At 40.7% G+C, this 12,954-nt stretch carries 12 protein-coding genes; 7 read left to right on the top strand and 5 right to left on the bottom strand.

Annotated elements, in window-relative coordinates; all coding sequences use genetic code 11:
• The first annotated feature begins 62 nt into the window (after positions 1 to 62).
• The 5 genes from ispH (at position 63) to PQO01_RS17860 (ending at position 5,070) form a co-directional block, all read left to right on the top strand.
• Positions 63 to 995, top strand: coding sequence for a 4-hydroxy-3-methylbut-2-enyl diphosphate reductase (ispH, locus tag PQO01_RS17880; protein WP_420792922.1), 933 nt, complete (start codon positions 63 to 65; stop codon positions 993 to 995).
• Positions 992 to 1,267 carry a DUF3817 domain-containing protein gene (locus PQO01_RS17875; RefSeq protein ID WP_274315536.1) on the top strand — a complete coding sequence of 92 codons (276 nt, stop codon included), beginning with the start codon at positions 992 to 994 and terminating at the stop codon, positions 1,265 to 1,267. Before ispH ends, PQO01_RS17875 begins: the two co-directional genes overlap by 4 nt.
• 119 nt (positions 1,268 to 1,386) lie before the next feature.
• Entirely contained in the window at positions 1,387 to 2,289 is a 903-nt protein-coding gene (locus PQO01_RS17870; RefSeq protein WP_274315535.1) for a prephenate dehydrogenase, read from the top strand.
• Entirely contained in the window at positions 2,286 to 4,157 is a 1,872-nt protein-coding gene (dxs, locus tag PQO01_RS17865) for a 1-deoxy-D-xylulose-5-phosphate synthase (RefSeq protein WP_274315533.1), read from the top strand. The genes PQO01_RS17870 and dxs overlap by 4 nt, the downstream gene beginning before the upstream one ends.
• Complete coding sequence (locus PQO01_RS17860; protein WP_274315532.1) at positions 4,144 to 5,070, top strand: hypothetical protein; 927 nt, start codon at positions 4,144 to 4,146, stop codon at positions 5,068 to 5,070. The genes dxs and PQO01_RS17860 overlap by 14 nt, the downstream gene beginning before the upstream one ends.
• Here the strand turns inward: PQO01_RS17860 and PQO01_RS17855 are convergent.
• From PQO01_RS17855 to PQO01_RS17835, 5 genes are all read right to left on the bottom strand, one after another.
• Positions 4,970 to 6,670, bottom strand: a complete 1,701-nt coding sequence (locus PQO01_RS17855) for a serine/threonine protein kinase (protein WP_274315531.1) — start codon at positions 6,668 to 6,670, stop codon at positions 4,970 to 4,972. The two genes, PQO01_RS17860 and PQO01_RS17855, sit on opposite strands and share 101 nt — an antisense overlap.
• Positions 6,671 to 7,249: an RNA polymerase sigma factor gene (locus PQO01_RS17850; RefSeq protein ID WP_274315529.1), complete on the bottom strand. Its 579-nt coding sequence runs from the start codon at positions 7,247 to 7,249 to the stop codon at positions 6,671 to 6,673. It lies immediately after the preceding gene.
• A 207-nt stretch (positions 7,250 to 7,456) separates the two neighbouring features.
• Positions 7,457 to 8,092: a hypothetical protein gene (locus PQO01_RS17845; protein ID WP_274315528.1), complete on the bottom strand. Its 636-nt coding sequence runs from the start codon at positions 8,090 to 8,092 to the stop codon at positions 7,457 to 7,459.
• Positions 8,089 to 10,587 carry an ATP-dependent Clp protease ATP-binding subunit gene (locus PQO01_RS17840; RefSeq protein ID WP_274315526.1) on the bottom strand — a complete coding sequence of 833 codons (2,499 nt, stop codon included), beginning with the start codon at positions 10,585 to 10,587 and terminating at the stop codon, positions 8,089 to 8,091. The genes PQO01_RS17845 and PQO01_RS17840 overlap by 4 nt, the downstream gene beginning before the upstream one ends.
• 73 nt (positions 10,588 to 10,660) lie before the next feature.
• Positions 10,661 to 11,791 (bottom strand): hypothetical protein, encoded by a 1,131-nt coding sequence (locus PQO01_RS17835; protein ID WP_274315525.1) that lies wholly within the window; start codon positions 11,789 to 11,791, stop codon positions 10,661 to 10,663.
• 153 nt (positions 11,792 to 11,944) lie between these two features.
• Between PQO01_RS17835 and PQO01_RS17830 the strand changes: the two genes are divergently transcribed.
• Both PQO01_RS17830 and PQO01_RS17825 read left to right on the top strand, forming a co-directional pair.
• On the top strand, positions 11,945 to 12,496 hold the full coding sequence (locus PQO01_RS17830) for a response regulator (protein WP_274315524.1): 552 nt from the start codon (positions 11,945 to 11,947) through the stop codon (positions 12,494 to 12,496).
• A gap of 98 nt (positions 12,497 to 12,594) precedes the next feature.
• Positions 12,595 to 12,807: a hypothetical protein gene (locus tag PQO01_RS17825; protein ID WP_274315523.1), complete on the top strand. Its 213-nt coding sequence runs from the start codon at positions 12,595 to 12,597 to the stop codon at positions 12,805 to 12,807.
• Positions 12,808 to 12,954: the final 147 nt, after the last annotated feature.

The raw sequence follows: 12,954 nt of genomic DNA, 5'->3' as shown, positions 1-12,954 counted from the left end.
CAAATAGTTCAGATGTTGAATTTTGTGCCTTTTCTATTATCTTTCAGAGAAAAATTTTAGGAATGTATATGAAATTAATTATGGCTGCGCCTCGCGGCTTTTGCGCTGGTGTTGAACGCGCACTGAAAATTGTGGATGAAGCACTTGAATTGATGCCTCATCCAATCTACGTCAATCACGAGATAGTACACAACTCGCATGTGGTGGAATTTTATAAAAAGAAAGGTGTGATTTTTGTTGAAGATATAAATGAAGTCCCTGATGGATCTAGTTTTATCTTTAACGCCCATGGAGTTCCACCAAGCTTAGTGAAAGCTTCAAAAGAACGCGGTATGAAAATTGTCGATGCGACTTGCCCTCTTGTGAGTAAGGTTCACTTCGAAGCGATTCGTTATGCAAAGCAGGGTTACAAAATTATTCTCATTGGTCACGAAGGTCACCCCGAAGTTATTGGCGTCATGGGAGAAGCTCCTGAGGCAATCCATTTGGTTGAAAGTCCTGCTGATGTAGAATCATTAAGTTTTACACAAGATGATAAGATTGCTTACATAACTCAAACGACTCTATCTGTCGATGATTGTGCGGCGATCATTACAGCCTTGAAAAAGCGCTACCCATCAGTTTCTGAGCCCAAGAAAGCGGATATTTGTTATGCGACAACCAATAGGCAAGAAGCAGTGAAGCAGATTGCTGAACGCTGTGATGTGTTTTTAATTGTTGGGAGTCCCAATTCTTCAAACTCAAATCGTTTAAGAGAGGTGGCTAAAGCTGGAGATGGACTCGATGCCTACATGGTTAATTGTGCAGAAGGCCTAGATCCTAGTTGGTTCGAAGGTAAAAAAACACTTGGCTTAAGTGCAGGTGCATCGACACCTGAGAAAATAGTGAGTGCAGTTGTCGATCGCTTGAAAGCAGAATGTGGTGTGAGTGAAGTCTCAGAATTTATTGCTAGAGAGGAAAATGAACACTTTGCGCTACCGAAAATACGAGCATGATAGAGTTATTTAAGAAAGTTGCTTTTTGGGAAGGTGTTTCCTATTTAGTTTTACTCTTTGTGGCCATGCCGATGAAGTATTTAGCGGGCTACGCAATGGCAGTTCGTGTTGTAGGTATGGCACATGGGGTCTTGTTTGTCTTATTTTGCGTCATTTTAGCGGACTTATTGCGTCGTAAGGATTTTACCCTTGGTTTTGCTGGCTTCGCATTTTTAATGTCGCTTTTACCTTTTGGTACTTTTGTACTAGAAGGCAAGATAAAGACTAGCTAACTTTGTGTTCACAAAGATTTCTTATATAATTCACAACAAATATCTTTAAAATTAGTGTGAATCCTCTATATTCACGGCCATTTTACATAAAATTTAAATCATAATTCGGAGTAAGATTAGTGCGGGACCATATTAAAATACCAGAAGTGTTAGCTGTTGCTGGTTTAGGGCAAATGGGAGCCTCTTTTGCTATGGCAGTACGTAAGTTTTTACCCGAAATACGTTTGACGGGCTGGGCGCCAAATCAGAGTGAGGCTGAAAAAGCTGTTGAGCTAGGTGTTGTCGACGAAGCAAGTACAGATTCACAGAAAATTTTATCGGAAGCTGACGTTGTTATGTTAGCTATGCCGATATCCCCATTAATTGATTTTGTTAATGATCATATTACAGAGTTTAAAGCGGGTTCAATTGTGACAGATTTAAGTTCTGTTAAGTCTGATATCGTCGATGGTATACGTCCAGCATTATGTGAGCAGGGTGTTCACTTTGTTGGTGGTCACCCAATGGCGGGTACAGAAAAAACCGGTATGGAGAATGGTGATGCCGACATGTACAGAGATAAAGTGGTTTTTATTACTCCCTTTTGTACAGATGATCCCGCAGCCGTTTCGATTATTAGAGAAATTTGGCGCAGTATTGGCGGTAATACTTTCGAGGTTGATGCCGTTGATCATGACGTGACTTTAGCGCGCTCGAGTCATGTTTTACATATAAATTCAAATATAACCACACATGTATGTTTACAGGCGCCTAATAAGGATCTCGCTATGTTGGCATGTGGAGGAGCCTTTAGGGATACCTCGAGGATTTCTTCGTCTAACCCAGATTTATGGGTTAATGTGACTAAACACAATAAACAAGCTATATTAAAAGCAATGGATGAAACTTTAGACCAGGTTAGTCATGTGCGCTCATGGATAGAAGGTGAGGACTGGGATAGTCTTTACAAATTCTTAGCTGAGGGAAAAGCGCTACGTGATGATTGGTGGGATTCATTCAATAAGTTGGATAAAAATAAATGATTACGCGAATATTAGATAAGATAAAACAACCCGAAGATTTAAAGCAGTACAATACTGATGAATTGAAGGGCTTGTGTGAAGAAATAAGAGCGTATTTAGTTGACGTATGTTCTAGCCATGGTGGGCATTTGGGCTCCAACTTAGGCGTTGTTGAACTTACTGTGGCACTTCATAAGGTATTTGACTCCCCAAGTGATAAAATACTTTTTGATATTAGTCACCAAGGTTATGTACATAAGATTTTGACGGGACGTAAAGATTACCTTAATACTTTAAGGTCTTATCAGGGCTGTAGTGGTTTTCTCCAAAGAGAAGAAAGTAGTCACGATCATTTTGGTGCTGGTCATGCCGGCACTGCTTTGTCAGCAGGCTTAGGTTTTGCTGCAGCCAGAGATCAGCGTGGAACTGGAGAGAAAGTTATCTCCATTGTGGGCGATGCGGCTTTGGGTTGTGGCGTATCATTGGAAGCTCTAAATAATATTGCTGAGACAACGGATGATATGATTGTTATTCTCAATGATAACAAGATGTCGATTTCTCCTAATGTGGGAGCTTTGTCAAAATATTTAAATCGCATCATGACTGATAAAAATTACCGTCATGTCCGTGAGAATGTAAAACAATTTCTAACCAAGATCCCTCGTTTCGGCGAAGCGATTCGTTCTGGTGTGGCCAAAGTTGAAGATGCGGCCAAAAGTATCTTAGTGCCTGGCGCTATTTTTGAAGAGTTGGGTTTTCACTATATTGGTCCTGTAGATGGGCATAATCTTGACTCACTTATTCCAATTCTAGAAGCTATTGCCACAGATAAAAAACCAGTTCTCCTTCATGTGATGACCGAGAAAGGTCACGGCTTCCACGAGGCTGAATCTTGTCCTGAGCGCTTGCATGGCTTCAAGAAAAAAGTACCTGCAGAACCTGATGCGGTGCCAAAACCCGCGGAAAAATCATTTTCGCAATCCTTTGGTGAAGCTTCTTGTCAGTTAGCAGCAAAAGATTCTCGAGTAGTATCCATTACGGCAGGTATGTTGTCTGGGACGGGTATGACTATTTTTAAAGAGCGTTTCCCCGACAAAACCTATGATGTAGGTATTGCAGAGGAGCACGCGGTTGTATTTGCTGCCGGGATGGCGGCTAATGGTTTAAGGCCGATTGTTGCGATATACGCAACTTTTATGCAGAGAGCCATGGATTGTGTGTATCACGATGTTTGTCTGCAAGAGTTACCGGTTATTTTCTGTTTAGATAGAGCAGGCTTAGTTGAGGATGGCCCAACACATCATGGTATCTATGATTTAGGTTTCTGGCGTGCCTTACCAAATATTCATATTATGCAGCCGCGTGATGATGCAGAGATGAAAGCTATGATGGACTTGGCTCTTATTTTGGATCACGCAACTGTGGTTCGTTACCCTAAAACCTCTGCGGAAGATTTGCCTTGTCCTCGAGCTAAGATTGAGCTCGGTAAGTCAGAAGTTCTTCGGGAAGGTACAGATGGGGTTGTTTGGGCAGTGGGTCGCGAATGTGAGTTGGCTTTAGCTTTGGCAGAAGAACTTCAGAAGAAAGATTTCTCCCTTAAAGTCGTTAATGCTAGATTCTTGAAGCCTTTTGATAAGGAAGCTTTCTTTAATGATGCGAAAGCGATGCCGATGATTACCTTAGAGGATCATGTTAAAACAGGTGGTTTGGCATCTATAGCGGCTGAATTATTTCTAGAGCATGGTATTTCAACTCCTTATCTTGCAAAAGCTTACCCGGAGGCAGAGGTTATTACTTGGGGTAAAGTTGATAGGTTGAGAGAATTATATGGCATGACTTTGCCTCAATTAATAGAAGAGTCGACACAGTTTTTAAATGCTTCAAAATGAACTCTTAGAAAAAGCGAAAGCTGGTGAATTTGAAGCTATTTTAGCTTTGAATAAACGAGGTTTTTTTCCTGCTTCTAAAGAGAGTCTAGATGATTTTATCTGTCGATTAGAGAATTTGCGTACTGAGTATGAAAAGTTTGATACGACTTTACAGAAGGTAGGCAGTTTTGAGCTTGAGGGCGTTAAATTCAATAAAGCCGATGTCATTCCAAGTGAAATGTTTTGCGATGCCCGTAAATCTAATTTAGAGCTCTATGATTTTGACTTAGACTGGGTGCCGGGTTTTTTCTATTCTCCAGGAGCTATGTTCGGTGGTTGTGCTTGGGGGATACCTCCATACTTTTTTACTTTATTCATTCTGCGCCCAAGCTTTCGAACGCGGGATAAATGGTATATTTATGGTAGGCAAGAATTGATGGCGCATGAAATGTGTCATGCAGTGCGTTTCCCTTTAGAAGCCGACAAGTACGAAGAGATGTTTGCCTATCAGACGTCAACATCCTCTTTTAGGAAATTATTTGGTCCTATGGTTAGGAGTCCATTAGAAACTTACATATTGCTCGGCCTAATTACAGCTTTGATGGGAGTTCAAGTTTGGATTTATAGTCAAGAATATGTAAAGCAGGCTTACTTCTTGCCGATGCCAGTATTAGTGCTTATGGGCTTGATGCTAGGGTACTTTGCATTTTTAATGTTGCGCCAGCATCTACAAAACAAAAGTTATGAGCGTCTTTTACTTATGTTATCTACTTTTACAGATAAGCCACGAGCAGTTGCTTTTCGCTTAAATGATCAAGAAATTGATGTATTGCTTAAGGAGAAAACTTTGAGCCCGGACCTCTTTGGAAGCCTTTTGGACCAGGTCGGCGCTGGGGACCTGAGGAAGAAGGTCCTGTTCTCATATTTTCGTTAAAGAGAAATTCTCGATATTTTTTAAGACTTAGATCTATATATTTTCTGCTGCTGATTTTTGGGGCACCATGAGTGATTATTAAGCGGTTTAGCTTAAGTTGTCTAAAGGGCTCAATACTATCTCCAAAGTAGTGCATCATAGATAAGGTCTTGATCGAAGAGCCGGCTAGAGGACTGACGTCATCAACGATTCCCAGCTGTAGGGTGTTGATGTTTAGAGATTTTAATTTCTCTAGATTTATATCTGTGTTACTTAAGTTTAAATCGTCTACATCTTGAAGGACTTCAATGTTTTTGACGGACGTTCCACTCAAGTCGAGCTCGCCATACTTAAAAGGTGCAAGAGGGCTAATGTCTTTTAGGTTCGTTTGGTTTGAGAGGTCTAAATTGATGCGGCCATCTTTGATTTGATAGTTGTTAGGGCCAATGCTTGTGATCTTGTTGATTTGTGAAAGTTTTTTCAAGGCATAGTCAAATTGAGTACTGAGCTTTCCTGTAGTTGCATTTATTAATGGGGCTGTTTCTGTGTCATTAGTTTTTTCACTTATAATTGTTTCGGGTTTTGTTGTTGTGATTTTCGGTGAATTGGTTTGATCTTCTGGAATAAGTGCAAGCGAAGTGATGCCCAAGATGATGAGGCAGACAATTCCGCCGATAATTGTTTTAACGGGAAAAGTTTTACTTTTCTTTGCATTGGCTTTACTAGTTTTTTTCTTATTTGGAGGAGTTTTTGTAGTAGGCTTATGCTCATACATCTCTTTGAGGTAATTCAATGATTTACCCGTTTTTAAAAGCTTTAGATCATCTATTAATTCATCACAGCTTTGATAGCGCATTTCTGGTCGCTTTTCCATCATTTTTGAAATGATATTAGCAAAGTCAGCATTCATGCTGGGCTTTCTAATGATGGGGTGCTCCATCGGTTCTTGGACGTGTTTCATCATGACTTCAAGGGGGCTCTTGCCTTCGTAAGGAGTTGAACCACAGAGGAGGTGATAGAGTGTTGCTCCAAGTGTGTAGATATCGGAGCGTTGGTCAGCGGAGCAGGCATCTAGTGCTTGTTCGGGTGCTATGTAATGAGGGGTACCTAGTGCAATGCCTGTGGCAGTTACATTAAGTTCAGATTCTTGGTCTTTAGCAATGCCAAGATCTGCTAACTTTACGTAGCCTTTAGGAGTCATTAAAATATTTTCGGGCTTAATGTCACGATGGATAATGCCTTTGCTATGCGCTAGCTTAAGTGCGTCACTTATGCCTAATGCTGCATCTCGTACAAAGCCTTCGTCTAAGCCGTCAGGGCTGTTTTTTAGTAGGCCACCTAAGTCGGGGCCATCAATGAATTCCATGGCGAGGAAATTGCGACTGCCATCGACGCCGGCATCATAAATTCTAACGAGGTTTTGGTGTTCAATCGATGCAGCTAATAAACCTTCTCGAACAAACCGCTGTTGAAACTCTTCTTGATCAATGGAGTTGTGGGGTTCAAAAATTTTAATAGCAAGGGGGATGTTAAGCAAGGGGTGGTGGCTTAGGTACACTGCTCCCATACCACCTCGACCAAGTAATTTTTCTAAATTATAATTAGCAATTATATCCAGCATTTATGTGTCCAATTGCTTAAGTACGGGTTTGATGCGCTTCATCATTCTATGTTTAACGACATAGACGGCATCGACATTAATTTCCAGTTTTTCAGCAACTTCTTCTGGAGTCATGTGTTCTTGAGTGAGAAGTCTAAAAATGGTGATTGTTTGAGGCTGTACTTCCGCGCTGACATATTCTATAGCTTGTTCGAGGAGGTGTTTTTGCCACTCTTCTTCCCAGTGTTTTTCTGCATTTTCATGATCGTCGGAGCTGAGTACGATACCTTTGTCCCCTAAGGCATTTAGACTTTCGAGAGCATTTTTACGTTTGCGAATAAGGTCAAAGCTTCTTCGGTCGATGATAGTTTTTAGATAATCTCTAAAGCGGCCTTTTGAGCCATCATATTTAAAAATTGAGTTTTGTTTAAATATGTTGATGAGCACCATCTGTATCAAGTCATCTAGTTCGTCTGGGTGCAGGCCCCTGTCACGTCCACGCAAAAGGATTAGTTTGCGGTATGTTTTGTCAAAGTCATTCCAGGCAACTTGGCTTCCCATGTTGAGTTTTTGGAGGAGAGTGCGACGTGTAGTGAACATGATTTTCGTTTATTCGAAATCGAAAATTTGGTTCATATCTTCATTGAAGTTTTCTTGGCTCTTATCGCTGCATGAGCTTAGGCAAAAGATGGCAAAGATAGAAATGGCGATGTAAATAATTTTTTTCATTGAAATGATCCTATGTTTAACTCTAATAATTATTGTACAAGAGAGTGGGCTTGTTTACAATATAAAAGTAGGTGAGAACTAGTCGAAAGAAATTTTTTCTCCAGAGAATTCTACAAAAAAGCTGTTGGGGATATCGCTGACTTGTTTTTTATCTTTTGGAGTGAATTTCCAAACGACTGATCGTTTTGAGAAATCTTCCTTGCTAGATGATACGATATCTGAGGGGGTGTTGATTGTCAGTTTCATTTGGATTTGATTAATTCTAGTCCTTGCACTGCGGTCTTTTACTTCGCCGAAATCATAAGGAGTGGAGTAAGAAAAACGCCAATTATCCTCGTTTTTACTGAGCCGAGCATAGGGGATTAAGCCTGCATTCAGTACATTGCGCAAATTGCTGATTTCAATTTTGATGTCTACATAAGTTCGCTTTTGATCGCTGTGGACGCGAACTGAATGAGATTTTATATCTTCAAAAGAATCAAGATAACCTTTAATTTCTTCTTCATTAAAATAATTAATGGTAGAATTGCCAGCAGAATTTCTTAGGGCCTTATTAAGGTCATTTAAGTCTTGAAGATTCTTTCTGTCTATGGAATAAGACATATTTAGCGTGGCAGAGCCATCGCTAAATATGTTGAGTTCTTGTTTGTAGATTAGGCAGGAAAAAAAAGAAAGTGTAGCAAGGATTAAAAGGCTAATCTTGGCGTGTTTCATTTCTTTTTCTTTGCACTCTTACGTATTTTACGGATACTAAACAAGAGGTTTTCCTTGCCTTTCTTCACAGTAATGTGCTGCATATTAGTGATTTTGCCTTTGAGGATTTCTTCAGCTAAGGGGTCCTCAAGGTGGCGTTCTACTGCACGACGAAGTGGACGAGCTCCATATTCAGGTGAAAAACCTTTGTCAATAAGGTAGTCCTTTACCTCTTGGTTATACTCGATAGTGCATTCACGATTCTCTAAGCGTTGAGCAATTTTTTTAACTTCAAGGTCAATGATTTCTTGGAGGTCTTGTTTGACTAATTCGCGGAAAACAATGATTTCATCAAGGCGGTTGAGGAATTCAGGTTTGAAATGTTTGCGAGCTGCTGATTGAAGTTTTTCTACCAATCTAGTGTATTCCAATTCGCTATCCGGGTTGGTGAAGCCGAGCACACCTTGGCCGTGTGCTTGAGATGCCCCCACGTTTGACGTGAGGATAATGATGGTATTGCGAAAGTCAATTTTAACGCCATTAGTATCTGTTACAATACCTTCTTCAAGGATTTGGAGAAGTAAGTTCATGACGTCTGGGTGAGCTTTTTCGATTTCGTCAAAGAGTACAACGGAGTAGGGGCGACGACGAACTTTTTCAGTTAGCTCACCACCTTCGCCGTGGCCGACATAGCCGGGAGGCGAACCAACTAAGCGAGTTACATTGAATTTGTCCATGTATTCAGACATGTCGACTTGGATTAAAGCTTCGCTATCACCGAACATCATTTCAGCAACTGTTTTAGCAAGAAGGCTTTTGCCTACGCCTGTGGGGCCTAAGAAGATGAAGCTGCCGATGGGACGTTTTGGGTCTTTTAGGTCGGCTCTTGAGCGTCGAAGTGCACGTGTTAATGAACGTGCGGCTTCTGGTTGGCCGATGACAACTTTTTTGACTTCTTCTTCCAAGTGGAGTAGTTTTTGAACTTCGCCTTCTTCGAGTTGACGAATGGGGATGCCAGTTAACTTTGCGACAATTTGGTGGATATCATCAGAATCAATTTGGACAGTTCTTTCGTGATTATTTGCACGCCAGTTTTCGAGGATGTTTTCAATTTCTTTTTTGAGTTCTTTCTCTTTGTCTCTCAAGGATGCCGCGAGTTCGAATTTTTGCTTTTCGATCGCATTTTTCTTTTCAACTTGGACTTCATCAACATGGTCTTCGAGTTCTTTGAGGTCGGGGGGGCGAACCATTGAGTTGATGCGTGCACGTGAGCCGGCTTCGTCCATAACGTCAATTGCTTTGTCAGGAAGTTGGCGGCTTGTGATGTAGCGGTTCGATAAAGTTACGGCGTCGCGCAGAGCTTGATTTGTGTAGCTAACGTTGTGGTGTTCTTCGTATTTTTCGACGATGCCTTGGAGGATTTTGACGGCGTCTTCAATATCGGGTGGGTTCACAACGATTGACTGGAATCGGCGCTCAAGAGCAGAGTCTTTTTCGATATACTTTCTGTATTCATCCATTGTTGTGGCGCCAACGCACTGGATTTCACCACGTGAAAGGGCTGGTTTGAGGATGTTTGATGCATCTAGAGCACCTTCCGCGGAACCGGCTCCAACGATGGTGTGGAGTTCGTCAATGAAAAGAATTACGTTGCCACATAGGCGGATTTCTTCCATGACAGCTTTGATGCGTTCCTCAAATTGACCGCGATATTTTGTGCCAGCAATCATGCCAGGAAGGTCTAAAGCAATGATGATTTTGTTGCGCAAAATTTCAGGGACGTCGCCGTTGACAATAGACTGAGCTAAACCCTCGATGATGGCAGTTTTACCTACACCAGCTTCGCCAATGAGGACGGGGTTATTTTTGTTGCGTCGACATAGGATTTGAATGATACGCTCAATTTCATTGTCTCGGCCGATGACGGGGTCAAGTTCGCCTTTAGCTGCGAGTTCAGTGAGGTCTCTACCAAAATTATTCAGGTTCTCCATGGAAGGAGCATTTGTGTTGCCGGCAACTGGGTTGCTATCGTTAGGGCGAGTGTCTGCTGGGATGTAGTTGGGGTCGAGGGCTTTCATGATCTCGTTGCGGATGGATTCTACGTCTACATTTAGAGAGCGTAAGACCTGAGCGGCAATGCCCTCACCTTCTTTTAGTAGTCCAAGTAGGAGATGTTCAGTCCCAATATAGTGATAATTTAGAGCTTTTGCCTCACGAAGTGCAAGGGCAAGTGTTTTTTTGACCCTAGGTGTGAAGGGGATCTCAGTGTCTGGTTCGGGAGGATTGTCTGATGATGGAGAAAGTTTTTCGATCGCAGTACGTATAGTTTCTAAGTCGACGCCCATGTTAACTAAGGCATTTACAGCAACGCCACTACCGAGGACAATGATTCCGAGTAGGAGGTGTTCAGTTCCGATGCAGTCAGCGTTGTAATGTTTTGCTTCATTTTTAGCTAAGGTTATAGCTTGTTGTGCTCTGGGGGTGAGGTTATTGAGAGCTGATTCTGACTCGTCCATAAAGGCTTCCTTTTGAAAAATTCTTTGACTATTTCCAAATTATACACCTGTGGTCAAGAAAGACCAATGCGAATTAGCCTCTGATGTTATTTAAAAACTCTTCAAATGTGTCAAGAGGTATGTCCTTCGTCTCTTTGTTTGCGGAGGAGGGTGTTGTATGGAGAAGTGTTGGGAGTTCCTTGTTAAGCTGTTCGGTTATTCTCTCCGGTGATCCTGTGTCGAGGTAATGAAAAGTCTGTGCACAAAAAATGTCCTCTAGATAATGATAAAATTCTTGTTTGTCGATGGAGGGAAGGCTTCCGAGTGACCAGTATCTCGATGAGAAATGTTTATAGCAAGTCATGTCGCTTGATTGTAGAGAGCTTAGCTGTGCTTGTGTTTCTGCATTCAGGATTTCGGATCCTAATGCTATGAGGTCTTTGATTGTGTCCTTGAGACTCGAAGAGGTGCTAGATATGCTCTCTATGGTGTAGATGAGTGGCTTGTGTTTGTTTACTTGAAGGGGTGAAAGTGAAAAGCCTAAGTCATTACAGGCTTTTGCGATTCGCGGGATTTGTGAATCAAAATATAGATGAGGTAGTGCGATTCCAGCTTTGATGCTGAATGCATGGCCGAGTTGTAGGAGATCGGAACCTAAGAATCCGAAGTCATCATGAAAAGAAAAGTTAGTGTCGATAGGTCTTGAATAGATTTTAGCACGGAAATCTTCTATAGTTTTTGTTTTGTTGTCGGTGTTGATTAAGCCGTAGCTAATATGGTGTTTATGAAGGGTTCTGATGTATTCAGTAACATCTATATATATAAGTGAGGGATTGACGTTATTCAAAGTGGAGAGTTCTTGATGGGTGTTTTTGAGTTCTTTAAGAATTCTTGAGTGGTGTTTAGAGTTTTCTATATTGAGAAATTGTTGGGATTCTAGGTTACGATGGAATTCTATGTTGATGAAAAGAAAAGGGTGCTCTTGTTCTGGGATGCTTTGTTCGGATTTTAATTTTTCAGCTAGCTCATAGTTTTCGTTTTTTAAGGCCCTATTCATTGATGTGGGATTTGGCGTCTTTAAGTCAGTTATTGGTAAGAGTTCTTTGATTGTTGAAGAGAATTTACAGAAACATTGAGGGCAAAATGCTACTTGACTTAAAATAATTTTTCTCAAACTGCTTTCGCAATTTGGGCAATATGAGTCCTTGATATCTGTGTTTAGCATGGGTAAATATGTCTTAAAAGTGAAAAATATGGATAAAAAGTGTCTTAATTAAGTTTGTGCTTAGAAAAATGAAAGGACATTTTTTTGAATTTGTGCGGTAAAGAGGTATCTTAATGTCAATTAAATTTTTTAGTGTTAATATGGATGCCATAAATGAGAGATAGTAAACGAGTGATAATCTGTACTGAAGATATGTTCAGTTCCAGTAGCTATACAAAGATTTTACAAGGTCAAGGTTATGAAGTTTTTAGTGCTTTTAACGGGAAAGATCTCCTTTCTCTTTTTGAGAGACTTCACTATGAGTTTGATTTGATAATATCCGATGTGCGGATTCCAGGTTTGGAGAACTTTGACATAGGAGACTATGTAGCGCTACAATCAGGGGAGTTTATTCCTATGATTGGCATAGCTGTTTTTCCTAGAGATGAAGAGCTTATGATGAATGCGTCGGAAGGCTACACTACTGTTTTAGAAAAAGGTTTCTCTGCTGAAGAGTTTATTGGTGCAACTAATTCACTCTTGGGCTTGGATCTTTATAAAGAAGATGAGATTTCTGATGAGCAAGTGAAGGCTAAGGCTCAGCAGCTTCAAGATACCGCTACCGTTGTTATAGACAATTCTGAATTTTCTGAATTTCTTAAGGTCTATGGGCAGAATCGTAGTAGAAACTCGATGATGGACGATATTGCCAAAGACGAAGAATAAATTTTAAAGTTCTAGTAAAAACATTTGTTTTTTGTTTTTAATGGAACTTTTTTTATACCTATCCAACCCAACAAAAAAAATGAATTAGGAGTTATTCCATGAAAAAATTATTAGTATTTGCATTCTTCTTTGCATTCTTCGCAGGTTCAACTGCACTCGCATGTGATTCTTGTGCGGCTCACAAAAAGACTGACAAGAAAGAGTGCGCTACCAAGTGCGATAAAGATGGTAAAAAATGCGACAAAGCCGCTAAAAAATGCGACAAAGAAGCTAAGAAAAAAGATTGCGATAAGTGCCCTTCTAAGAAGTAAGATATTTATACATCAGATTTAAAGAGCGACCTAAGGGTCGCTCTTTTTTTTGTTCAAAAATGGGACATCTTTAGGTATGTTAATTGTAGCTATTACTCTGTGTGGGTCATACTTTTTAATTAATGAAATTTCGACCTTGCAGGTATT

This window comes from Lentisphaera marina, assembly GCF_028745505.1.
In the GTDB taxonomy this organism is placed as follows: domain Bacteria; phylum Verrucomicrobiota; class Lentisphaeria; order Lentisphaerales; family Lentisphaeraceae; genus Lentisphaera; species Lentisphaera marina.
The sequence above is the reverse complement of the archived record's forward strand: the minus strand, read 5'-3'. Positions and strand labels throughout refer to the sequence as shown.